The organism is Vibrio hannami, from assembly GCF_029589055.1.
Classification (GTDB): domain Bacteria; phylum Pseudomonadota; class Gammaproteobacteria; order Enterobacterales; family Vibrionaceae; genus Vibrio; species Vibrio hannami.
Window position 1 is genome coordinate 1 of the sequence record NZ_JARQZP010000010.1, and the last position, 20,294, is coordinate 20,294.

At 57.6% G+C, this 20,294-nt stretch carries 30 protein-coding genes; 18 read left to right on the plus strand and 12 right to left on the minus strand.

What is annotated here, in order from left to right; translation table 11 throughout:
• Positions 1-68 precede the first annotated feature (68 nt).
• Positions 69-332: a hypothetical protein gene (locus tag P7F88_RS25285; RefSeq protein WP_277829341.1), complete on the minus strand. Its 264-nt coding sequence runs from the start codon at positions 330-332 to the stop codon at positions 69-71.
• A gap of 573 nt (positions 333-905) precedes the next feature.
• On the opposite strand from P7F88_RS25285, the gene P7F88_RS25290 reads away from it, so the two are divergent.
• The 5 genes from P7F88_RS25290 to P7F88_RS25310 all read left to right on the plus strand — a co-directional run bounded on the left by P7F88_RS25290 (position 906) and on the right by P7F88_RS25310 (position 3,689).
• Positions 906-1,217, plus strand: a complete 312-nt coding sequence (locus tag P7F88_RS25290) for a hypothetical protein (protein WP_277829342.1) — start codon at positions 906-908, stop codon at positions 1,215-1,217.
• Positions 1,218-1,407: 190 nt separating this feature from the next.
• Positions 1,408-1,818 carry a hypothetical protein gene (locus tag P7F88_RS25295; protein WP_277829343.1) on the plus strand — a complete coding sequence of 137 codons (411 nt, stop codon included), beginning with the start codon at positions 1,408-1,410 and terminating at the stop codon, positions 1,816-1,818.
• A 250-nt stretch (positions 1,819-2,068) separates the two neighbouring features.
• Positions 2,069-2,314 carry a hypothetical protein gene (locus tag P7F88_RS25300; RefSeq protein ID WP_277829344.1) on the plus strand — a complete coding sequence of 82 codons (246 nt, stop codon included), beginning with the start codon at positions 2,069-2,071 and terminating at the stop codon, positions 2,312-2,314.
• A gap of 215 nt (positions 2,315-2,529) precedes the next feature.
• Complete coding sequence (locus P7F88_RS25305) at positions 2,530-2,766, plus strand: hypothetical protein (RefSeq protein ID WP_277829345.1); 237 nt, start codon at positions 2,530-2,532, stop codon at positions 2,764-2,766.
• A gap of 623 nt (positions 2,767-3,389) precedes the next feature.
• Entirely contained in the window at positions 3,390-3,689 is a 300-nt protein-coding gene (locus P7F88_RS25310) for a hypothetical protein (RefSeq protein WP_277829346.1), read from the plus strand.
• Positions 3,690-6,602: 2,913 nt separating this feature from the next.
• On the opposite strand, the gene P7F88_RS25315 is transcribed toward P7F88_RS25310, so the two are convergent.
• From P7F88_RS25315 to P7F88_RS25350, 10 genes are all read right to left on the minus strand, one after another.
• A complete protein-coding gene (locus P7F88_RS25315; protein WP_277829347.1) occupies positions 6,603-6,776 on the minus strand; it encodes a hypothetical protein in 174 nt (57 codons plus the stop codon).
• A 14-nt stretch (positions 6,777-6,790) separates the two neighbouring features.
• Positions 6,791-7,138, minus strand: coding sequence for a hypothetical protein (locus P7F88_RS25320; protein ID WP_277829348.1), 348 nt, complete (start codon positions 7,136-7,138; stop codon positions 6,791-6,793).
• A 290-nt stretch (positions 7,139-7,428) separates the two neighbouring features.
• The gene (locus tag P7F88_RS25325) at positions 7,429-8,445 is read right to left on the minus strand and encodes a replicative DNA helicase (RefSeq protein WP_277829349.1); all 1,017 of its coding nucleotides are present in this window, start codon (positions 8,443-8,445) and stop codon (positions 7,429-7,431) included.
• Positions 8,402-8,800, minus strand: a complete 399-nt coding sequence (locus P7F88_RS26570; protein ID WP_422128619.1) for a DnaB-like helicase N-terminal domain-containing protein — start codon at positions 8,798-8,800, stop codon at positions 8,402-8,404. The genes P7F88_RS25325 and P7F88_RS26570 overlap by 44 nt, the downstream gene beginning before the upstream one ends.
• Positions 8,797-9,084, minus strand: coding sequence for a hypothetical protein (locus P7F88_RS25330; protein WP_277829350.1), 288 nt, complete (start codon positions 9,082-9,084; stop codon positions 8,797-8,799). The genes P7F88_RS26570 and P7F88_RS25330 overlap by 4 nt, the downstream gene beginning before the upstream one ends.
• Positions 9,085-9,372: 288 nt before the next feature.
• Positions 9,373-9,699, minus strand: coding sequence for a DNA cytosine methyltransferase (locus P7F88_RS26575; RefSeq protein WP_422128622.1), 327 nt, complete (start codon positions 9,697-9,699; stop codon positions 9,373-9,375).
• The gene (locus tag P7F88_RS25335) at positions 9,696-10,298 is read right to left on the minus strand and encodes a hypothetical protein (protein ID WP_277829351.1); all 603 of its coding nucleotides are present in this window, start codon (positions 10,296-10,298) and stop codon (positions 9,696-9,698) included. Before P7F88_RS25335 ends, P7F88_RS26575 begins: the two co-directional genes overlap by 4 nt.
• A gap of 334 nt (positions 10,299-10,632) precedes the next feature.
• Positions 10,633-11,043: a DNA cytosine methyltransferase gene (locus P7F88_RS25340; RefSeq protein WP_277829352.1), complete on the minus strand. Its 411-nt coding sequence runs from the start codon at positions 11,041-11,043 to the stop codon at positions 10,633-10,635.
• A 1,371-nt stretch (positions 11,044-12,414) separates the two neighbouring features.
• Positions 12,415-12,867 (minus strand): hypothetical protein, encoded by a 453-nt coding sequence (locus tag P7F88_RS25345; protein WP_277829353.1) that lies wholly within the window; start codon positions 12,865-12,867, stop codon positions 12,415-12,417.
• Between the two features lie 386 nt (positions 12,868-13,253).
• Positions 13,254-13,400 (minus strand): hypothetical protein, encoded by a 147-nt coding sequence (locus tag P7F88_RS25350; protein ID WP_277829354.1) that lies wholly within the window; start codon positions 13,398-13,400, stop codon positions 13,254-13,256.
• 16 nt (positions 13,401-13,416) lie between these two features.
• Between P7F88_RS25350 and P7F88_RS25355 the strand changes: the two genes are divergently transcribed.
• Positions 13,417-13,578, plus strand: a complete 162-nt coding sequence (locus tag P7F88_RS25355; protein ID WP_277829355.1) for a hypothetical protein — start codon at positions 13,417-13,419, stop codon at positions 13,576-13,578.
• A gap of 366 nt (positions 13,579-13,944) precedes the next feature.
• On the opposite strand, the gene P7F88_RS25360 is transcribed toward P7F88_RS25355, so the two are convergent.
• Positions 13,945-14,364: a hypothetical protein gene (locus tag P7F88_RS25360; protein ID WP_277829356.1), complete on the minus strand. Its 420-nt coding sequence runs from the start codon at positions 14,362-14,364 to the stop codon at positions 13,945-13,947.
• A gap of 195 nt (positions 14,365-14,559) precedes the next feature.
• On the opposite strand from P7F88_RS25360, the gene P7F88_RS25365 reads away from it, so the two are divergent.
• The 12 genes from P7F88_RS25365 (at position 14,560) to P7F88_RS25420 (ending at position 20,256) form a co-directional block, all read left to right on the plus strand.
• Entirely contained in the window at positions 14,560-14,922 is a 363-nt protein-coding gene (locus P7F88_RS25365) for a hypothetical protein (protein ID WP_277829357.1), read from the plus strand.
• A 119-nt stretch (positions 14,923-15,041) separates the two neighbouring features.
• Positions 15,042-15,317 (plus strand): hypothetical protein, encoded by a 276-nt coding sequence (locus tag P7F88_RS25370; RefSeq protein WP_277829358.1) that lies wholly within the window; start codon positions 15,042-15,044, stop codon positions 15,315-15,317.
• Positions 15,310-15,522 (plus strand): hypothetical protein, encoded by a 213-nt coding sequence (locus tag P7F88_RS25375; RefSeq protein WP_277829359.1) that lies wholly within the window; start codon positions 15,310-15,312, stop codon positions 15,520-15,522. Before P7F88_RS25370 ends, P7F88_RS25375 begins: the two co-directional genes overlap by 8 nt.
• A gap of 567 nt (positions 15,523-16,089) precedes the next feature.
• Positions 16,090-16,905, plus strand: coding sequence for a PD-(D/E)XK nuclease-like domain-containing protein (locus P7F88_RS25380; RefSeq protein ID WP_277829360.1), 816 nt, complete (start codon positions 16,090-16,092; stop codon positions 16,903-16,905).
• Between the two features lie 19 nt (positions 16,906-16,924).
• Entirely contained in the window at positions 16,925-17,473 is a 549-nt protein-coding gene (locus P7F88_RS25385; RefSeq protein ID WP_277829361.1) for a hypothetical protein, read from the plus strand.
• 11 nt (positions 17,474-17,484) lie between these two features.
• Positions 17,485-17,778, plus strand: a complete 294-nt coding sequence (locus tag P7F88_RS25390) for a hypothetical protein (protein ID WP_277829362.1) — start codon at positions 17,485-17,487, stop codon at positions 17,776-17,778.
• Between the two features lie 219 nt (positions 17,779-17,997).
• Entirely contained in the window at positions 17,998-18,162 is a 165-nt protein-coding gene (locus P7F88_RS25395; protein WP_277829363.1) for a hypothetical protein, read from the plus strand.
• Positions 18,159-18,392, plus strand: a complete 234-nt coding sequence (locus P7F88_RS25400; RefSeq protein WP_277829364.1) for a helix-turn-helix domain-containing protein — start codon at positions 18,159-18,161, stop codon at positions 18,390-18,392. The genes P7F88_RS25395 and P7F88_RS25400 overlap by 4 nt, the downstream gene beginning before the upstream one ends.
• Before the next feature lie 108 nt (positions 18,393-18,500).
• Positions 18,501-18,809 carry a hypothetical protein gene (locus tag P7F88_RS25405; RefSeq protein ID WP_277829365.1) on the plus strand — a complete coding sequence of 103 codons (309 nt, stop codon included), beginning with the start codon at positions 18,501-18,503 and terminating at the stop codon, positions 18,807-18,809.
• A 337-nt stretch (positions 18,810-19,146) separates the two neighbouring features.
• A complete protein-coding gene (locus tag P7F88_RS25410; RefSeq protein WP_277829366.1) occupies positions 19,147-19,500 on the plus strand; it encodes a hypothetical protein in 354 nt (117 codons plus the stop codon).
• Positions 19,501-19,579: 79 nt separating this feature from the next.
• A complete protein-coding gene (locus P7F88_RS25415; RefSeq protein WP_277829367.1) occupies positions 19,580-19,816 on the plus strand; it encodes a hypothetical protein in 237 nt (78 codons plus the stop codon).
• Complete coding sequence (locus P7F88_RS25420; RefSeq protein ID WP_277829368.1) at positions 19,813-20,256, plus strand: hypothetical protein; 444 nt, start codon at positions 19,813-19,815, stop codon at positions 20,254-20,256. The genes P7F88_RS25415 and P7F88_RS25420 overlap by 4 nt, the downstream gene beginning before the upstream one ends.
• The last annotated feature ends 38 nt before the right edge of the window (positions 20,257-20,294 follow it).

Genomic DNA, 20,294 nt, shown 5'->3' on the forward strand with positions numbered 1-20,294 from the left:
AAACTGCCCCCTCACCTCGATCTCGCTTGTTTTCGTATAATCTACATTGCTCATGTTTTTGGCCTTATTTATTCATTCTGTTCATGTTTGTCGTTTTTGGCGTGATCTTTGAATGGTTGCGGTTTGATGGTTTTGGCCCACCGCCTGGTCTTGCCGCCGTCATCCATGTTGAGTGCTTGGATGCCGTTGACGATGTTTTGAGGGGAGAGGGCTGCGCCCTTTTCTCTTAGTATGTTCTCTATGAGTTGTTTGTCTTTGGGGTCTGTGTCTTTGAGGGTTCTTTTTGCGCAGCAGGAAGCATCGACGGCGAGGACATCCGCGAGGCGGCGCACGGTTGCGGGGTCTTCTGGGTTCTGGCGGTATCCCCGTGTTCGCACGCTGTGTCGCGCCTCGCATGCGCCAGTTTTTGCAGCGCACGCCTTTGCGTGGTAGCGGTCCTACAAATGTGCATGTTTTGGACTTCGGCGCCCACCTGGTGGATTGATCAAGTCGCCGTTGCTCTTTGCGTGAGGTTCTCGACTGTGCCGGAATGTTTGCGCTTGGGCGGCTTCGCCGCTGCCGTTGCTACTCTCTCTACGAATTCATCCCACGTGTTGGGGTGCTTCGGTATGCCCTTATTGATGACATAGAAGCCGCGTCCGTCTGGTTTGCCTCTGATTTGGATGCCATGGCTTGGGCGTTTATCGCGCTCGATCGGTTACTCAAAGAACTGCTTGAAATCGGCCCTATTTTTGTTGTTTGTTGCGTTTATTATCTATATAGGTGTTGACTTAGTAAATTTTCACACCTATTTATGGGGTGTCGCCACTGAGGCGACCCGGACCCTGAAACCACGGAAATCACCGAGAGCGAGATGAACGCTCTAACCACCGCACGGGCTGTCTACGCGAGACATGGCGCTGCGCATGGCTGCACTTGTTGAGCAACATCCATTGCAAGGCGATGACGACGACAGCGACAAGGCCGAAGAAGCACGGCAAGCAATTCATGACGATCCCCTGTCCCTGCGTGGTGCGCTCGGGCTGGGCCAACCTTGGCTTGAAAAGCGAGATTGCCGAGTTCGAGATACTGCTGGCTGGGCCTGCTGCGCGTATCCCATTGGCAGCATTGATAGCTATGGCATGCGGGACAACGTGCAGCGGGTGCAGGGTGGGCGCCCTTGGACCTTCTTTCCTGCATCCTACCGGCGAGGACGAGGTGCTGAACCTCTATTGTGAGCAATTTTACATGGGGGAGATGTGAGCTATGAGCATCTTTAAGCAAATCACCATTCTGATTTCAACCGCCCACTGAGCGAGCGCGCCAAATCGCGCCGCTGTGTGAAGCCTACAATAAGCCCGAGCGAAGCCGGCACGGGACGTGGCTTCTACATGGACAGTGATGACACGATAGGAGACGGCGTTTTCCTTGCGCGTGATCACTGGCTCGACGTGGGCCTACCAATATGGCGCCAATCAGTTTACGGCCATTGTGCTGCGCTTGCCGCGTGGAGCGGGGCTTTCTGAGTGGAGCATGGGCGCAGGCATGTATGCGAGTGTCGGATCCACAATTTACGAAACTGAAGGTTGCGCGATGTATGCAGCCGAACAGGAAGCCGAGAGCGCTTGTGTTGCGGAGGCTGAGTATCAGGAGGAATGGCAAGAGGCGCAGCGCGCGGCCGAACAAGTTGCGGACTTGTGGCGCGAGGCACGCGAACACATTGCCAGCATCCGCTACTGTCGAGCGCCGATTGCGACCATGCGTCATGCCCGCATCGCGGCCGTGATCCAAACGCATTGGGCGACTTGCGCGAGGCACGCAGCGGGGCGCACGCCTTGACGCGCAGGCGCGGCGAGCGCGAAGGGTTTTTCATTATGACCTACACTTACGCCATGGGCTACAAGACACGCGAGGCTGCAGAACTGGCCCTTATCGCAGCGCTTGAGGAAGCCAGATCGCTGGCAAACGGAAAAGGCCCGCGTGCGGATGTATCGCTCTGACATCCACAAAGCCTATCGCTACCGCATCGAGCTGCGTCATTGACCTACCTAGCGTCCCGCCATGCGCGAGGCGTCACTGTGGTAAATCCATGACAGCAAAAGGAAAGATCATGAACCGTAATTACAGACACCAGACGTTGCATCCGAATGGGCTGACGGCGCGTACCGACATGGTGGTAGCTGTGGCAATCCACGCGATTGCTGATGGAAAACGCACTGCGGAACAGATTTGGGAGGCTCCGACCGCAAATGAGTGGGACCATGTATGTATGGCCGTTGAGGAATACATAAGGCACGGCGATTTTGATGCTGATGAGCGGTTATTGCTGGGGTGAAACAATCCCTGACCGCCAATGACATACCCACAGACACGGCGCCGATGGGCTTCTCAGAGCGTCGCACCGGGCGCGGAGGCTCTACCTGCCCGAGACGCAGCTCGCCCCTCACGCATGACGAGAGCGAGCGAGAAGCCCCGAAAACCCGCTGACCTTGGCCTGTTCGACGAAGCGGGCCGGGCGCGAATCGATATGTTTGAATGAAAGGAAGCACTATGGATATCGGACTATACTTTGTTGGTAAACTCAAAAGCTGGCAGCGCCTGACGTGCAAAGCTGGCACGGCTCACAGTTGGCACGCGTGGGCGCGTGGCTCTACCCATTTTTACGATCTGCCCGACAGCACAACCCTTGAGGAGTTTAAGATCGCGGCGGAAGTGGCTTGGGGTGAAGATTGCGACTATGCCGAGATTTGGGGGGGTGGCGGCTATGCTCGCGTAGTTTTTTTCTGAAAGGATGCCCCGCGCCTCCCCATGAGGGGCCAAAGCCGGCGCGGGGCTGGCCAAAGGAGGCCGGAGCCACACCCTAACCCGATTGAAAGGATCTCCGCAATGCTGGACGCTGAGCAACTGGACGCCATGACGCCCCACGAGCGTTGGCGCATCTACGACGGGCTGGCCCAAGGGAAGCTGGCACACCACGCGCTACAAAGTCGAGGTGGCCAAGGCGTTTGGATACACGCGCCCCACCATGGTCCTGCAGCTAATGGCAGGACAAGCCCGGAGCGCATTCCTTTTGCCGTGATTGCGTGCCTTCGCCGACTTGGGCTTGGATTGACCAACTTGAGGAGGTAGCCGAAAGTCTACGGCGCCGCGGCGACCCACGCCACCAACATCGCGGACAAAATCACCCCTCCATAATCGCCCGATCTCAGCTTAACGGCGGCAAATCAAACTCCGGTCCAGTTTTGGGCCGGTTTTTTATGTAACGGAGCGTCAATTGTAAGCGTGCGGGCAACTTTCACCCTTATCTGGATCACGCTCATGTCCCAAAAGCTCACCGCAACCCGCATCTGGCAATCAACCAGCATTGTCGCCTGATGCTTTTTTTCAGCCAGAGGCGAAAGGCGGCGCCGATGGCCATGCTGCAAAAAGGCTACCGGTCGAGAGAAGGCGAGGAGGACGGGTTCTATCTTCCCTTCCCCCAAGGGTTCAAGTTCAAATCTGGCGACACAGTTTTCTACAAGTCCGCCGTTGGGGATGATCAGGAGCATCTGGGTGGAGACAGACGTATGAGCTGGATCCGCGCACGCGTCGATCTTGGGCTGATCGGCTTTGACAGCGGCGGCACGTCCACGCCCGCGACAGGCCCCACCATCGCTTTCGGCCAACGGTTCGGCTGCGGGCGAATTGCGTGTGGGCGCGGCAGTCACTGATGCACGCAGGGCGACGGCGCACGGCTTCCGGCGGCGGCGATCAGTCGCGTAAGAGTTCCGGCACTCCGCAGTGCGGCACGGTGAGGGCCACGACAGCGGCTTACACGCACGTTGTCGGTGATGTTGGGCAGCAGGCCCTTGCGCAGTGGCGAGCGGTTGAGACTGGCGGAACGAATGCGGGCTGCAATCCGCATGGCAGACTGTGGCGCAAGGTGAGGTTCACGGCGTCGGCGGTGATCGACTACAACCGCATCAGCACATCGGCGCGACGTTCACCCTGTCCGGCGTCTCGGCTCATGGCACGCACTTTGACGGCTCGCCGATGGGTGGTCGCTTCAAGCGGGAGATTACGCAGGTCACGCCAGTGTCGGAGAGTGTCACACGAGACGGTGATTTTGCCAGAGCGCCTGGCAACTTGCGTCTCTATGGTCTACAGCACCGCCCCGGTCGCGGCGGACGCGCAAGGCACGCTGGCCCAGAATGCAGGCGGCAAACAAAAAGGTGTCGCCGTGGGAAGCAGGGCTATGATGCTCTCGTTATCGGCGCCAACGCCGCCCACAATAGCTCGCTGAATATTGACCCAAACCACACCGGGTCGCCCGTCACTGTAAGCACCGGTATCTATGTCAAAGGCATGTCGCAGCTTACAGGCGTTGTTTCAAGCGGACGCCCAGAAGCGCTTGCGCCGAATATGGGCGTGTTGACCGCGCATAGCGCGGCTCGGGTGCAAACCATTTCCGACTCGGGCTTTGCCTCGGACGGCTCACCTCATCGGCTGCGGGCCTGCGGACCTCGACTTAACCGGGTTTCCTCTCTCTCTCTCTCTCTCTCTCTCTCTCTCTCTCTCTCTCTCTCTCTCTAACGGCTCGGCTGGAGTTCACGAGGTGGGTTCCCGGCCTACGCTGAGGCGCTTGAGATGCTCCAAGGGCGCACGAATGCTGAGCAGAACACCTACAACGTCCTCACGCGCAACATCATCCCGCATTCCGGCGTGGCATATGACGCACTGGTCGCTGATGGCCCATGCGGGTGATTGGTATGGCGCTGTGCCGCGACCGCATGGCCTCGCGCTCCACTTCGACTTTTACACCACGGCACAGAAGCACGGACGCTGGCCGGATACATCGTGCAGGACGCTATCGACTACGCCGCACGTGCAGAGCAGGGCGGTGTCTGGGAGGACAACGGCGGTCATTGTAACGGACCGAAAAGAGGTGGGCAGCCCCCTCCCGCTGCACGCTCGAAGCGGCTGGCCTTGGTGACAATCGGTTCGCCTTAATGCTCTGGCTGCCGACGACAACGGAAGCCGTTTTCGGCGGCGGCCTCCGGCGTCAATCTGGGGCAGTGGCCGCCAGATCTTCACCGTGCAACAAGCTGATGTAGATCGTGCAAGGGATTTTCCTACTACGTCTGCAAACTTGGGCTGGCCTGAATGGTCGCAGCGATGCAACGTGACGACCCTGATGCCGTGACCTCTGAGGAAGAGCGTCAAAACGGCTTGGGTGTGGGCGGTAAGTGGCACTACTGCGACAGCCGGCCCGCAAATTGGGCGGGGCCATCGACAAACAGAGCTATCGCCACATCATCGCCAAAGCGTCGGCGGCGCACGTTGCGCTGGCGTTGCGCATGTCTCTCCAACGGCGTCACCACTCGTGGCAATCAAACGTGGTTCGGGATTACTACGACCGCCGTATGGCAGGCCCGGATCGCTTTAACGTGCTAACCGCAAAAAAAAAAAAAAAAAAAGGCAGGCAGGCAGGCGTTCGATGCGACCTCCTCAAACGACATTCACCCGTTTGCATTGTGGGCGTGGGAAAATCATCGGGCAAACTATGGCGCTGAGTGGAGTGATCCGAATGCCGGCGGCAGCGGAGGCAACGTCTTCACCGAAGGCGATTTCCGGCGATCCAGCGGCTCATGTTGTAAACGGCGGGCTGGCAGTGACCGCAGGTGTCCTGCGTGCCGAGCGGCGCAATCGGCGCCAACGCTCTGCACCAGAGTAGTGGTGGCTTTTTCATTGCGATACCGGATGACCAAGCGACTTACGAAATCAGCTTCAGAAAGTGCCACGTGTCGGCGTAGCCGGTGATCGGGTTAGGGATCAGGCCAATATGCTATGCAGGCCTGGATGTCGCTGACGGGCTTGTTGGTGACACCGTGCCGCAGCGCGTGGGGGTGCAGCACCATCGCAATCTCACCCGACGGGGAGCTACGGGCCTTACACATTTACGGTGCCTGCTGGCGCCACTCACTTGCGTCACGATTATCCAGTTCATTGATGCAGGTGCAGATTTTGACATTGATAATATGACGATTGCGGCACAGTGACGAGACAGCTCCACCGTGGAGCTATAGGCGGGATTGAAGACCCCGCCGAAAGGGCGCGCTATGCGGTCCTCCTAGGAATCCTCTCCGCTCTCTTGTGGGCTTGAGATGTTCCGTCCCCCGCGCCCCACAAGCGTCTCGATTGGCGTCAGGGGGCTTTTGCGTTTGGGGGTAGACCGTAAACGATATTCCTTCTCCCTCATGGCGAGCTTCAGCATATCGCGCTGGCTCATTTCCGGGATCAAGGTCTCGCGCCGGGCAGTGAAAGGGGCCTTCGGTGGAAGTGCGATGCGCGCTGGCGCTCGTTTTGTCGAGCATGACCATGGCAGTGTCCGCTCCGGCGCAGCGCAGCCCGCGCAAAGTCTCACCGCTTCTGCGTCAGTCATCCTTTCACTCCTCTCTCGGCAGTTCGGCCCACATACCAAAGGCAAGGGCTGTGGTGGGTGCGGACGGGCCGCGCATATAGCAGCCGTCGCATATTGCTCGGCGCTCGCAGATGCCCTTCGCGGCCCGTTCCATATCGTCTCCACGTGCAGAAAATCAGACACGCGGCACGCAGGGGAACAGGTTCAGCCTTGGTGGCGTCAGTCATGTGTCGGGGCTTTCGGTGGTCGCATTGGCTGCAAGTATCTCTCGATAAACATCACCAACAGCGTCCAGAGCATTTTTGCACTGGAAGCATCCGAAACAAACAGGCCTGTGAACATCAGGGCTTGTTAGGTGGTAAAGCCCACTTGCGCTTTGTTCTATCTGTATGTCCATCCTCTCATTCCTCTCTACAAAGTGCGCCTTGGCGCGGGGTGGTTCTCAAACTTCGTCGCTATCGTCATCGTCGCCAAACGCCATGAGGGCCAGCAAAGCCCAGACTCATTGATAATCGGGGTGCTTCTCCCCCTACCGATACAATCGGTAATACCGATTGTATCTTTTTCATCGTCGTCATCGCCAAACGCCATGAGGGCCAGCCCGGAGGCCATGCCGCCGACGACTGCCCACGGCGCTGCGCTCCAAGCGGGAGGCCAAAAGAACGACAGGGGCAGAAGGATAGCAACGCAGACAGCCACTCCCACAAGCGCGCCAAGGCCAATGTGTATGGCGATTTCCAGCCAATCTATCTTTTTCATGTGTCGGTTCCTTTTTGGGCTTTGATGTGTTGCGGGGTGCATTGGGAGATTTGCCGGTTTGCGCAGCGCGTTGGCGCCAAAAATCACTTCCATCCTTTAGCAATCAGATACGATTTTAGCTTTCGGATTTGAATGCCGAGCGGGCGGCAGTGCGGCTTTCGTTCAAGTTCTTCAAGGTTTGAGCGCTCCTCTGCGCAGATCACGGTTAGCCTTGACCGCATTGGCCGCAGCCTCCATACGCGTTTTGATCCGCTTTGCTTCATTGCAGTGTTCGCGCGCAGGGGCTTCCATCAAAACAGGTCTCCCGTTGTCTCGATGTCCCAAAACCGATTGGTGGCCATGTCGCACCCCACAGTGATGGTTTTGATTTCACCCATGCGTGCCTTGGCTATGATGATCTCCATTTTGCCCTTGGACAGTCGCCACTCCTCCTCGAAATCGACCCGATCCTCTGTCTTTGCGGGGGGCTGAGTCTCGCCGCAAAGAATACTCATGGCGGTAAACAAAAGCACGTTGTCGGGGGCGTTTTCGAGATCCCCTGATCCGCGCAGATCGGACAGCATGGGCCGGGCGTTTTCACGCTCCATAACTTTCCGGTCAATCTGAGCCAGTGCCAACACATGCACATCAAGCATTTTGGCCAACTGCTTGAGGTCATTAGCCACTTTTGAAAGCACCTCAAATTGCTTGCCTTGATCGTTGATCAGCTGGATGTAGTCCACCACCAGCATGGATAGAGGGTGATCAGTGCCTTCCCACTTTGCCTTGAGCTTTTTGGCTTCGGAAATGATTGCCGGCATGTCGTCCACACGTGGCGAAAATATCTCGATTGGTAGCGATTGCTGCGCCTTGGCGGTTTCAATCATCTGGCGCGTGAGGTTTTCCGACATCTTTCGCTCAAAAGCCTTGTAGGGGATCTGGCTTTCGATGCTATTGATCCGCGCGGCAAGGTCGCGCTCGGGCATTTCACGGGATACAAAGCCCACGCCATAGCCAGCCTTGGCGGCTGCGTAAGTCATGTGCAGGGCCTTGGCCGTCTTGCCCATAGATGTGCCTCCGGCGAGGATCGTATAGCGCTGCTTTCGCAAGCTCAGCACTTCGTCCAACGTGGCAAGGCCGGATGGTATGGCGGGCATGTTGCCGTCATTCACCTCCAGTTGCTCTCGCACAACGCTGGCATGGGCAGCGAGGAGCGACATGCTGCGCGGCTCGTCGGTTGGCTCCTGTTCATGCACGAACATCTCCAAGCCAGACACCACGTCATCAACGGGGCGATCGGTTTGAATGCCGATATTGCCTCGCGGCACACAGCCAGCACATCACGGCGCCGAGCCATTTCCACGATGACCTTCGCGTAGTCTCGCACGGCGAAGGCTGAGATCGAGGACCCTGCCAAGTGCAAGATACTGAGCGCCCCGGCTCTTTCAGCCCTTCGTCATGGTCCAGCACCGTCTTAAGCGTCACAGGTGATGCGATGCGATCCGCGTTTACCCGGTCTAAAATGGCGGCATACACACGGGCATGCACAGGATCGTAAAAATGCGCTTGCGTCAGGATCCCTGTGACCTTGTGGATCAGGTTATTGTCGCACATGAGAGACCCTTCGAGAAGCTGTTGCTCGGCCTCAATGTTGCTTGGGGCGATGTCTGACTGCGCGTTCATTTTTGCCGCACCTTTGCTATGTCTTGAGCCAGTGTGTCGCGGCGCAGATCAAGCCGGAGCATGATTTCCTTGAACGAAAGCCCTTGGTCCAGCAACTCGCCCACCTTTGCGCGCCGGGCAGCCGCAACCCTTTGAGCAATGGCGTTGCCGCGGCGATGAAACTGTGCCGTTTTGCCGTTGCGGATCAAACTTTCGCCCTTCCAGTCATCGCTCGTGTCCACATCGGGCGCGGGCAAGGGGCGCATCACAGGTGGGCGCCCAAGGATGTCGGCTTCTGTGGTCATTGACGCTCCCTTTCCGCTTTATCTTCCCGATTGTTGTGCGATTGACGCCGTAATCAGCAGCAATTGCGGCGCACGTTCTTGGGTCTTGCTTTATGCGCGCAATCTCCGATTGGTCGATCTTTCTAGCCTGCCACCCATTTGGCAATTTCTTAAACTTAAAGCCTAAGCGTTGCTCCGCTTTGGCACACGCCATGCGGGAAACGCCAAGTCGCTTAGCAGCCTCTCGGCGCGTCAAGTGCTGCAAAGATCTGTAGGCTTCGTCCGGGATGCGTTTTTTATATTTTGTGGTCATTGGTATTCCTCCATGCTGAGTTTCATTCGATCAGTGATCCACGCCACGCACGGCACGGCCATAGAATTGCCCAAGGCCTTGTATTGAGGTCCATCTGCGGCAGGCTTCCCGCGATACGTCACGTCGCAATGATCGTCGGGAAAGCCCTGCAACCTGTGGCACTCGGTCGGCGTGAGACGGCGCACAGCCCACGGCTGAGCAAGGTAGCTGCGCGATGATCCTCCTGATGCGGCTCGGAGACTGACAGTCTCCCCAACGCTCTCAGGAACCGCGCCTTCTTCCCGGCCTCGCAGATCAAACGCCACGTAGGTCTGCTGCTTCATCTCGTGACTTCGGCGCTCAGAGCGCCGCAAATGCCACCGTCACCGCCTTGAAGGCGCACTTCGTCGCGCGTGTTTTGGGCAAAGGCCACCGCCTGCACCTTATTGCGGGCTTCCAGCGTGTATGCGGCGTCATCGGTGCGGTATCCCGCACCCTGCGGCCCGGTGTCTGGATTGTCCGCCACGGCGCGCTCCTGAATGGCTATCGCCGCGCGCCCACCAGTGCTGGTGTGGCTTTGGCTGTGACCCATGGATCGGAGCGGTGGCGAGACACCGCTGGCGTCGTTTTGAACCTCTGTACCCTTGCAATCAAACGCGATGGGCACGAGGGGCGTGCCACGCCCGGTGCCGTCCTCACTGGCGTCAAATCCTTCGCCGCGCAGGGCGTGAGTAACAAATTGCTCCAACTCTGGGTCATAGCGCACCTTGACCGCTGGCTGTGACGAGTTTCGCAATGTCAGGCACAAACAAGCCAGCACCGCAAAGCGCGTGTTGATCCTCAAGACCTTGTTTGTCGCCAAAAGCTGCGATTCAGCGTCGGTGGCGCCGACGCTGGCCAGGGTGCGGCGCACCCGCGCCAATCTGAGCGCGCACAGGTCCATCCTTGCAGGAAGCGTCCAGTGTCGGCGCTACGTCCGTGAAACCACCGCCGTGAGGCGCCTGTTTCAAAGCCTCTGGCAGATCCTTGCCCCGCTTCTCGGCTCGGCGGAGTATTCCCGCGCACGCTTTGGCGCTCAAATCAGTACCGCTGCGGGATCGACGCAGTTTCCAAAATCAACGACAACGAACACACGGCGGCGTCGTTGGGCCACTCCAAAATATTGAGCGTCGAGACCCGCCATGCTGCCCGTGACCTTGGCCCGGAAACCATGCCTGCACTTGGCCAGCTTTCGCCTTTTGGCGGCTGTATGGCATGATCTGATCCGACAATTCCCCCTAAGAAACATCCAAAAGCGTTTCCCTTGTCGGACAAGACGTCCTGGGACGTTTTCCCAGAGGACGGCGAGCTTTTCCATCAGGTCGAGCATCGACGATTGCATGGCAGGTCTCCACAAATTTGAGGGTAAGGTTGCCGCGGGCGTCGTCGGTGCCGCCACGCAGCCCCGCGATAGAAAATGCTTGGCATGGCGTGCCGGCAACGATCAAATCCGGTAAAGGCACACCGCGCTGACGGGCCAGATCCGGCGTCACTTCGGTCATGTCACCCCAAAGCAACGGGTCGCCTTGGTTGTGATCGTGGGGGGCCTTGTAGCCAAAGCGCTGTTGCAAACGGCGCGCGGGAAGGTACTCAATTTCGGAAGCCAGCCGCCAATCTACCCACGGCGCGGCCATTTCAGGGACTTCCAATGCCCGAGCAAAACGTCCAACCGATCATTCGATCCCCCGATACTGCTTGAGCCAGTACGCCGCTTCCGCATTGGGCTTTCCGTCCACCATCATTGAGGGCGGGCACTTGCCTTGCTGCAAAAGATTGCGCGCTGATTTGCTCAGAGCGGCTTCGTCGTAGGTTATTTCGGATTGCAGGAATGGCTCCCACCCGGCAGCCGCAACCACGCAAGAGGTGCCTTGAGGTATTCCCGATCCGTCACAGACGCGATGTAGGCCTTGGTGGCCCGGTTCAGTGCTATCGGGCTGACCATCTCAGCCTTCGGGTGTTTTCCGCGGCAGGCCTTCTCGTAGAGCTTCCAGCAATCGACTTTGCCCGTCTTGCGCTTGTGGCTTGGCCAGATCTGACCCCACCACTCGTTGAAGCCGTTTTCAATTTGCTGAGATAAAGGGTCTGTCTTTGGTTGATCCGGTGTCTCAGCATTTTCTGAGAAAGGTCATCTGTCCCCTTGGGGACTATAGGGGTATTGTTTATGTCTGGTTTACTTACTGGTATAGGTTCGTCACTGATGACAAATCCATTTGTCACTGGCGACAAATGCATCTGGCAAAACACGCAATACCACTTGGTCCGATCATATGCGTTTGCGTTAAAGTTCCCGCTCTTGATTAAGCCGTGTTCTTCAAGGGTTTCGAGCGCCCTTCTGATCTGTCCTGCGCTCATGTATGGAAACAATTCGGACCACGCATTAACGCTGTTGTAGACCCATGCCCTTCCATCGTGGATGTTGCGCCCATTCGCTTGGTTTTTTTCGCACCACCAAACGATATTCTGAAAAATGACAGCGGCATTTACGCCAACCTTTTGAGCGATTTGTGGGTCAAAGCTGTGGCGGCTCATGGCTTCCCCCACTCAATCTCAGTAGACTTAAACCGCATGCACGCAGCTCGGTGATTTCCGCGCGCACATTGGCCGCCGTGCCACCCCACCCCTGCCCTTGAAGGATCTGAGCAATGTCCTCGGCGCCGTAGCCTTCGGCTAAAAGACTGACTATTTCTGCCCTCCAGCATGTCTTGATTAGTTTCCCGCATGTCAGCCCTTCTCCCGTTCGGCCAAAAAGCGCATGATCTCGATGTACGCGCCCATTGTCTTGCTAGACACGTGCTTGCCCACATGAGCGGAAAACTTGCCGCTTTTTTCTATATTAAAATCAACGCGATGCGCTTCATCTGGCCGCTTGTTCTCCGTCCACTCGAATGGCAATGCGAACCAAGCAAATGTCGCTCTCAATCACGTATGCGAGGGCAGCCGGAGACAGTCCGAGAAGATACATTTTGCGGACAGTGCGGCTCCAATGCGTGATGGGCGGATCGGGGTGTATGACGACAAGATCATTCATCGCGCCGCGCCCTGCGATAAAGCTGCTGCGCCTTGGTCATTGAAAAGCCTTCGCGCTCGGCAATCTCCAAAAGGATTGTATACCGTCCTTTCGACCAGCGCAGTTCGTCCATCAGATCCAATGGCCGCGGGATTTCTGCCTCGATCACTGGCTCAACGGGGTTGCGCTTGGGAAAGCCAAAACGATCCGCTGCACGGTAAATGGCGGGTCGGGACGTGCAGTAGATCGCAGCGATTTCTCTCACGATGACCTTGCTTGTCCAAACCTCGTAAAAAAATCGGTCATTGGGTATCATGCGGTAGTGCTTAGACACGAAAAAGCCCTCCAGATGGCGCCGCCTGAAAGTCTTTGCAGCGCTCAGCAAGCGCCCAATCCAGCGTTGCGAGGGCATCGGCGCAGTCCAGATCGTCCACTTCCCACCCGAGCAGGCGGCATCGGTCAGCAACGAGCTCCTTGATCGCCAGCTTCGCCTTGGCCGCCTTGGAGGCCGGGAAAGTCTTTGGCGCTTGGGTTTTCGCCCAGAAAGTGCTTCCGCACGGTTGCCGAGGTAAACCATTTCGCACCGCACACCACGATTGGCCGCACAGCCCCGCACACAGGCCACCAGACCGATCAAGTAGGCAGAGGCGTGCTTTCCCCCTATGAAGGCCTCACACACCACCAGATCAGGCTTGTGCGTGGCTATCAGGCCATGTGCGAGCATGAGAACCCGGAAAAGCGCCAATCTTCTGACCGCCCCTTACCAAGATCCACAGACCACGCCTTTTGGTTGGCTGCCGGATGATCCGACAGCCACGCCAGTTTGGGTCGCTATGTCCAAAGCGACGATCTTCATTCGGCAGCGACCTCGGCATCACCACTAAAGTTGACCGGCTCGACGTTGGAAGGGGCATCGTCGGCGGGATCATCATCTTCACCAGCGTCCTCGCCCTCAAAATCCATTTCCGGCTCGTTGGCAAAAACCTCGGCTTCAATCATGGGAGCCATCATTTGAATGGACCGCCACCAGTCGCGCCGCTGCTCGGGCGTCTTCGAGCTTCAAGCCGGCGCGGATCTGGGATACCGCCTTTTTGTGGAGGCCAGTGCGCTCGATGTATTCACCGATGCGCTGACGCCGCTCGCCGGCCTCAGATGCAGCCGCAGCCTCGGCATTTGACCACGCCGCATGGTTGCGCATGAACTCGTCGGGTTTCAGCCGTTGTAAACTTCCGTGTCAGACATTGTGTCGTCTCCTGTGGTTGGGGGGATGTCTGATCTCGCTCAGTTAGGCGCAGGGGATGAAATTGACGGGGCCTTATGACGCGAGCCTCCTGAGAGGACCGCCAAGCATTTCATCGTTTAGGTACTCACGCGCACCCTTGAAAGGGAGCCTCCCACTCGCGATTGCGCGACCAGCTCGGGACAAAGGTGGGGGTTGAGTGAGCTGGCCGCTCCCATGGACGGATGGACCCCGCCCAAGGAATGACAGGGGCAGATCATTTGAGATCAGCCACGAAAAGGAATGCCGCTGCGACCCCCACGGTCACGACGAACAAGACGAAAAAGGGCTGTCGATACAGGGGCGATCATTGATACAGCGCTGCTCGGCGCGTATGGGGGGCCTGAAAGGAACCGCCATGCAAAACATTCTGTCGTGGGCAGTCGCCATCGCCATGCTGACGTTCGGACCCCTTTGGTCGGACAGCCATCCCCAATTTTGAACATACTCGGTTGGCTGTTTCGGTAGAGCGAAAAGGGCGATCATTGCGCCGCCCCCTTGAATATCCTCAGCAGCGGACGCATTTGATTGCGTAAGCTTGTCGCGCTGGTAAAGCATAAAAGAGCGCAGTTTGGTCTCGGTTTCAGGCCAAATTCGCCCGCCCTTCCGAAGCCGATCTACGATCTCGGAATTGCCAACAGCGCGCTTGCCGAAGTAACTTTGGCCCATTTTGGTTTCTTCCAAAAAAGCGTCAATTTCAGCGGAGAAGTATGGGGTGATGTATCGTCATGTCCGAAGTAATATCCTCTAAAGAGGACGTGTCAAGTGTCGTCAATAAAGGACGTGCGCTGATTTGCGCATTCCTTCACAATGAAAGCATGGCAAACAATGGCTGGCGGACGCGACTTCAAGCCGCCTTTGGACAGTAGCGAAATGTCAATGAGAGCAGTGTCTCTCAAGTCCGGTACGGCAGCACCAGGATACTTGCATTCCATACTTGTCGAGGGCAAAGAGCCAACGCTCAAAAACCTTTTGAGCATCTGCGAAGCTCTGGGTGTTAGTGCCGCGTACATCATTCACGGCATTGATGTTACGCCCGCTCAGCTCGATCTACTCAAGAGGATGCAAGACGCGCCGGAGCGCATCGACGCAGTGCTTACTCTTTGGGCGATCAATCAACCGCCTAACCTTTTCCACTACCGCGCCGCTGCACTTCACTTAGCTTTGCGACGAGATCGATATACTCCGAAACTGTCATCTGACCGCTCTTCAAAGGACAATGCTTTGTCACAGCATTGTTAAAATACGGCAACCCCAAATGTCCTCTAAAGCGGATATTTTTATTTGACTATCCTTTTTTGAGGGATATAGCCTTCCTCCATACCCGCCGCTCAGTCAACACGCTTATGGAGAGAGCCGCAATGCTGACATCGTACTTACACGGCGTTCGAGAGATAGAGTGTGACGGCCCGCGTCCGCTGAACAATAACGCCATTACCCTGACGTTTTTCCGTGAGGATGGCGATTTTGAGCTGACAGTTTTTGACCTTCCCATTGAGGAAGCGGAACTGATTTGTCTCCGGTTTAGCGGCGCACCCGAACCGCTTTACAACGAAGCTGCCGTGCGTGCCGACGAGCGCGCCAAGATGATCGAAAGATTGCAGAAGCCAGTTGGCACAGGGCCTTCAAATGCCTGACCTCACCCTGCCCGCAAAGCCCCCGATCAATCCTGACTGCCCGCGCTGCCGTGGTGATGGCAGTTATCCGATGGACAACGGGCATGGCGCCGAGATCACGCAGATCTGCGAGCTGTGCGTCACGCCCGAATACATGGCGGCTGTGCGCCAATATGAGCGCGACGTGTTTGAGCGGGATCAAAATGTTCGGTGGGGGGCGCCATGACTTATGAGCGGTTCGCCATTTTTGTCATCGGCGCCTTCATCATCGCAATGTCCGTCGCCATGGCTCTGGGCCACATTGGAAATGGATACCTCGATCTGCTTGTTTTTGGCGAGGGTAATCGCTGATGGGCAAAGTCGTAGGCGTCGAGCGCCCGCATTGTGGCAATTTGGGATCGAAAAAAATCGGTGAGGCCATTTCACATAATTTGGTGAGCGGTGTTGGCTATCCAGCCCGCCCATCAACGGAAACAGGCGCCTCATTTCGTCGTCGCCGCATGGAATGCAACGAATGTCGGTGAGCGCTTCAACACAGTTGAGATCAATATGGAAACGGCAGGCTCACATTGCTGATCGCCTTGGGGCTGTGATGGCTCAAAAGATTGCGATTGAGGTCAGCAAAGCACTGGAACCTCACATGAATGGAGGTGTTGAGACATGACCCCCGAAATCCGCACCCTTGCCGATGACGAGAACATCACTGAGCCCGGCTTCTACAACATTACGCTGGACCAGCACCACTCCCAACCCTTGCGATGGCCCGAGTGTCACGTCTGGCGTTTTGCGCAAGATGCAGAGCGAGACACCCGCGGACGTTTGGGCTCTCCACCTGTTGAACCCTGACAGGTGGGAAAAGCCCGAGACCGATGCCCTGCGCCTTGGTCGCGCCATGGCCGCTTTCGTGGAGGGCGGGATTGAGCAAGTGCTGGCTGAGTACATCCTGCTCCCAGAGGACACTCCGCGCCGCCCTACAGAAGCCCAGAGAGCCAAGTACGAGGCGGGGCAAGGAACACCTGCCGGCACGCTGTCTTGTGAGTTCTGGGACAAGATAGACAGCAGCGCCAAAAGCATCCTCAAACCCGATGATCTGGAAATGATCACGAACATGGGCACGGCGCTTGTGCAGGACGAGGCCGCTGTCGCTGTCATGGGCGGTATCCCCGAAGTCACAATGGCGTGGCGCGACGAGGAAACAGGCCTTTGGCTTTTGGCTCGGCCCGACACCATTGCTTTTGACGGGACCGTGACTGACTACAAGAAAATCTCGTCGAAAGGTTGCCCATTCAACCGCCGTCTTGTTGACCGGCGCATTGATGACCACCGCTACGACATGCAGCTTGCCTTTGCGGCCGAGGTCTACGAGCGCCTGACAGGTGACTGGCCGGAAATGGCTGCGATCATCGCCCAGCACGACAAGCCCCCGTTCAGCGTGATCCTGCGTGAGATTGAGCAGGAGGACTTGCGCATTGGGCAATTCCACAACCGCCAATCCATCCGCCGCTTTGCCGAGTGCCTTGCGTCCGGTCACTGGCTCCGGCCCTCGGAGCCGACATTGCCGCTTACCAGCGTCCGAAGTGGATGCGTGAGCAATTCCTTGAAGAAATGAACACTGCCGGAGAAGCACCATGAGCAATAATCTTCCTGACCACGTGGCGGCACCAAGCCCCACCTTCATTGCAAAGGCCGATCTTGCGCAAGGCGCTGCTATCAGCGGTCTTGTCCCAAAGTCTCTTGATGACACGTTTCGTTTGGCCAAGGCGCTCGCTTCTGCGGGCGACATGGTTCCACGTCACTTTCAGGGCAAGCCCGAGGCCACAATGGCAGCGATTGCGCGGGGAATGGAGATCGGGCTTGCCCCCATGCAGGCTTTGTCAAGCATTGCCGTGATCAATGGTCGAGCTTCGCTTTGGGGCGATGCGCTTCCTGCGCTCATGCAGAAGGCGGGCCACCAGCTTGACAGCGGCATCGAGGGCGAAGGCGACAATATGGTTGCTTGGTCGACTTTGGTTCGGGGCGATACGGGCCAGACAATTCGGCGTGAGTTTTCCGTGAAAGACGCGGCAAGCGCCGGGCCTTGGAAGAAGCAGGTGCACCGTGGCAGCAATATCCGAAGCGTATGCTCCAAATGCGCGCTCGCACTCTTGCGTGCCGTGATGGTGCCGCTGACGCCCTGATGGGCCTTCAAGTGGCTGAGGAAGTGCAGGATTACCCGCGCGATGTGACGCCGGCTGAAAAGCCCATGACACCCCTACAGCGCAAGGCCTTGGCCGCACGGGGCGACCTCCCCGAAGAACCCGAGACCGGTCCTGACGAGCCTGAAATCGAGCAGGAAGCCCCCCCCGTTGATGATGCCGAGATCGTTGATGGCCACTGGACGGATGCGGTCGACACCGGCCCTGCTGCACCTATGGATGAAGGGTTTGACGAGGGTACCGTGTACCGCCAAGGCAGGGATGAAGCGGACCATGCGCCTCTATGAGGGCGACGAGGCCAAAGCGGCGGCGTGGCTGGCGGCATTTGATGGCTGGCACGACAGCAAGAAGGGCGACAGCGCATGACCCTGCTTTCACCCGATCAGGCAAAGGCTTTCCCATGCCCCATCGCGCGCACCTTTGGCGACAAGCCCCAAGAAAAGTGCCGCGGCGCAGAGTGCATCCTGTGGAGGTGGCAGCCCCTACCGGCCAGCGACCCAAACTTCATGATGGCAATTAAGGTGGAAATGGACCGACTTGGCGCAGACGCAGGTAAGCCCGGCAAAAACTACCACAAACAGGCGGTTGCCAACGTCAAGGCTGATCCTACCGCTCACGGTATCTCTCTCGATCCCACGCATGGATGGTGTGGGCTTGGAGGTAAACCATGAGCCGCCACCGCCGTAACGCATTGCCCGATGAAATGCTCCTTGAGGCCATGCACCTGACAGACAACGAAGGCCTCACTACAGCTCAGGCCGGCGAAGCTATTGGCGTGAGCAAAAACACGATTATCGGCGTGCGCAACCGGATCAATGCCGAGATTGCGCTGAATCCGTGCCTTTGCAGAAAGCCCGAAAACATCGATGGCGGAATGCCCGAAAGGTGGTGGCAGCGATGAAAGACCTGACAGAGTTTGATCTGCCCGACATCACCCAAGTGCTGCGCCCATACCGCCCGCACACTGCCCAAGCTGCGCTCCGATAGGTTTATGGCGGGAGCTGCGGGTATGCCCTGCACGGCAAGGGTCGCGTCATTCCTTGGCATGTCTTGTGACGGCCCTGAAACCTGCATCGGCGCCCACACAACCCGCCAGGGCAAGGGCATGTCCACCAAGGTCACGGATCTTGGCGTGGCCTATACCTGCTTCACTTGTCACATGATCATTGACGGGGTGGACCCAAAGTGGCGCGACCAAATCATTAAGCAATACCCAATCGCCTACTACCAGCGGTTGCTCGAAGCGATCACCGAGACCCACACCCTGCAAGCGTCCCAAGGCCTTTTGATCGTGCCTGACGCCGTGTGGATCTCCTGACCCACCACTACAGCGCCCGCGTGCGCGACATCATCAAAGGAAAGGCAGAGATATGCCAAGTATGACGGAAGTAAAATGCGCAACATGCAAGACGAGTTTTTCAGCCCGCACTGCTGACGTTAAGCGCGGTTGGGGAAGGTTCTGCTCCAAGTCATGCAAGGCGAAGAAGCAGGGCAGGCTTCTTAGCGTCTAAAGAAACACAAAAAATGTGGCGTCAGCATAACCGAGAAAACGAGCGCCGCGTTTTTTGGGACCAGATTGAGGAGCATGAGCGCATTCTTGATGAAATGGGCGAAACGGCTGACGACAAATGGGGCGACAGTGGGATTTGCAGCCAATGACCCGCCCCCTCATCCTCGCCCTCCTGGCCTCGCCTGCCTTTGCCGACGATCTGCCAAGCTACATCGAGACCAACACCGCCCGCGCACAGACGGACGCCCTCACGCTAGAGGCCCATACCACCGCTCTTGCCCACCTGACCTACACCAACCACGCGGAGCAAGTGAGCGTGCTGGGTGACTTCGACCTTGAGCATGAGGGCTTCACCATCCGCGCCGTTGTCAAAGTCAGGCACGGGAGCTTTGAGACCATCACCGTCATCACCGCCCCCGGCTTTATCGCAATTCCTCCCTACGCCGAAGTGCAGGACGGGGACGCCATCACCATCGCAATCATGCCCGCACTGTTTTGAGAGGACCACAATGACCCACACCCCACCTCACCCCCGCATTGCCGCCACACGCCCTACAGAGCGCGGAAGGAGAAACAGAATGATTTACGCACATGCTTTAGCTCACGCGTTAGCGACAATCCTTGGCCGCACATTTACGTTTTTGCTTTTGCTTGGCGTTCTCGCCCTCTCGAACGGAGTGCCGCCGGGTCTCGATCTGACCTCGTGGGCGCTGCTTTATCTCTGTTTTTATGGGCTTTGCACGATAACGGAAGACCTGATGAAGCCGTTCTGGCGGGCATTCAAAGCGACCCGCACTCAAGGTGATAACCAATGACTGACCTACACAAGCGCGCCGCCGATTTGCTGGCAAAGTGCGAGGGCATGACGGAAGGGCCGAATGCTTACCTGATTGTAAAGCAGGGCCTTTACTATCGCCCAGAGAGCAAGGGTTACACGGGCCTAAAAGCTGAGGCGGGGCGCTACACCCTAGATGAGGTCTCCGTTTGGCTTCCTAATCTGGACAGCCCAAATCAAGACGGCATTTCATTTATCTTGGCCGATGACGCGCCGGAAGCAAGCGCCGCCTGTTACCGTGAAACACTAGACGCTCACAAAGCGGCTCACCTTACCGAAGCCCTCGCCCTGATCCGCGACCTGACCGCCGACCGTGACGCCGCCATCCAAGCCGCTGTGGAGAAGGAGCGGGAGGCGTGTAAGGCCATTGTCAAGGAGCGACCGCCCGAACAGGCCTTTGCAGTCACGGGCGACCGCTGATGCGATTTACAACGCTATAGACGCACGAGGAGACAAGC

Excerpts from the sequence above, each read along its gene's own strand:
- P7F88_RS25290 (WP_277829342.1), top strand. The coding sequence starts at position 906 with ATGGCTGCACTTGTTGAGCAACATCCATTGCAAGGCGATGACGACGAC.
- P7F88_RS25300 (WP_277829344.1), top strand. The coding sequence starts at position 2,069 with ATGACAGCAAAAGGAAAGATCATGAACCGTAATTACAGACACCAGACG.
- P7F88_RS25330 (WP_277829350.1), bottom strand. The coding sequence starts at position 9,084 with ATGACCACAGAAGCCGACATCCTTGGGCGCCCACCTGTGATGCGCCCC.
- P7F88_RS25370 (WP_277829358.1), top strand. The coding sequence starts at position 15,042 with ATGCTGACATCGTACTTACACGGCGTTCGAGAGATAGAGTGTGACGGC.
- P7F88_RS25400 (WP_277829364.1), top strand. The coding sequence starts at position 18,159 with ATGAGCCGCCACCGCCGTAACGCATTGCCCGATGAAATGCTCCTTGAG.
- P7F88_RS25410 (WP_277829366.1), top strand. The coding sequence starts at position 19,147 with ATGACCCGCCCCCTCATCCTCGCCCTCCTGGCCTCGCCTGCCTTTGCC.
- P7F88_RS25355 (WP_277829355.1), top strand. The coding sequence starts at position 13,417 with ATGGACCGCCACCAGTCGCGCCGCTGCTCGGGCGTCTTCGAGCTTCAA.
- P7F88_RS25405 (WP_277829365.1), top strand. The coding sequence starts at position 18,501 with ATGCCCTGCACGGCAAGGGTCGCGTCATTCCTTGGCATGTCTTGTGAC.
- P7F88_RS25335 (WP_277829351.1), bottom strand. The coding sequence starts at position 10,298 with ATGGACCTGTGCGCGCTCAGATTGGCGCGGGTGCGCCGCACCCTGGCC.
- P7F88_RS25375 (WP_277829359.1), top strand. The coding sequence starts at position 15,310 with ATGCCTGACCTCACCCTGCCCGCAAAGCCCCCGATCAATCCTGACTGC.
- P7F88_RS25315 (WP_277829347.1), bottom strand. The coding sequence starts at position 6,776 with ATGGACATACAGATAGAACAAAGCGCAAGTGGGCTTTACCACCTAACA.
- P7F88_RS25380 (WP_277829360.1), top strand. The coding sequence starts at position 16,090 with ATGCAGAGCGAGACACCCGCGGACGTTTGGGCTCTCCACCTGTTGAAC.
- P7F88_RS25385 (WP_277829361.1), top strand. The coding sequence starts at position 16,925 with ATGAGCAATAATCTTCCTGACCACGTGGCGGCACCAAGCCCCACCTTC.
- P7F88_RS25420 (WP_277829368.1), top strand. The coding sequence starts at position 19,813 with ATGACTGACCTACACAAGCGCGCCGCCGATTTGCTGGCAAAGTGCGAG.
- P7F88_RS26575 (WP_422128622.1), bottom strand. The coding sequence starts at position 9,699 with ATGAAGCAGCAGACCTACGTGGCGTTTGATCTGCGAGGCCGGGAAGAA.
- P7F88_RS25305 (WP_277829345.1), top strand. The coding sequence starts at position 2,530 with ATGGATATCGGACTATACTTTGTTGGTAAACTCAAAAGCTGGCAGCGC.
- P7F88_RS26570 (WP_422128619.1), bottom strand. The coding sequence starts at position 8,800 with ATGAACGCGCAGTCAGACATCGCCCCAAGCAACATTGAGGCCGAGCAA.
- P7F88_RS25415 (WP_277829367.1), top strand. The coding sequence starts at position 19,580 with ATGATTTACGCACATGCTTTAGCTCACGCGTTAGCGACAATCCTTGGC.
- P7F88_RS25320 (WP_277829348.1), bottom strand. The coding sequence starts at position 7,138 with ATGAAAAAGATAGATTGGCTGGAAATCGCCATACACATTGGCCTTGGC.
- P7F88_RS25395 (WP_277829363.1), top strand. The coding sequence starts at position 17,998 with ATGATGGCAATTAAGGTGGAAATGGACCGACTTGGCGCAGACGCAGGT.
- P7F88_RS25310 (WP_277829346.1), top strand. The coding sequence starts at position 3,390 with ATGGCCATGCTGCAAAAAGGCTACCGGTCGAGAGAAGGCGAGGAGGAC.
- P7F88_RS25365 (WP_277829357.1), top strand. The coding sequence starts at position 14,560 with ATGAGAGCAGTGTCTCTCAAGTCCGGTACGGCAGCACCAGGATACTTG.
- P7F88_RS25350 (WP_277829354.1), bottom strand. The coding sequence starts at position 13,400 with ATGATTGAAGCCGAGGTTTTTGCCAACGAGCCGGAAATGGATTTTGAG.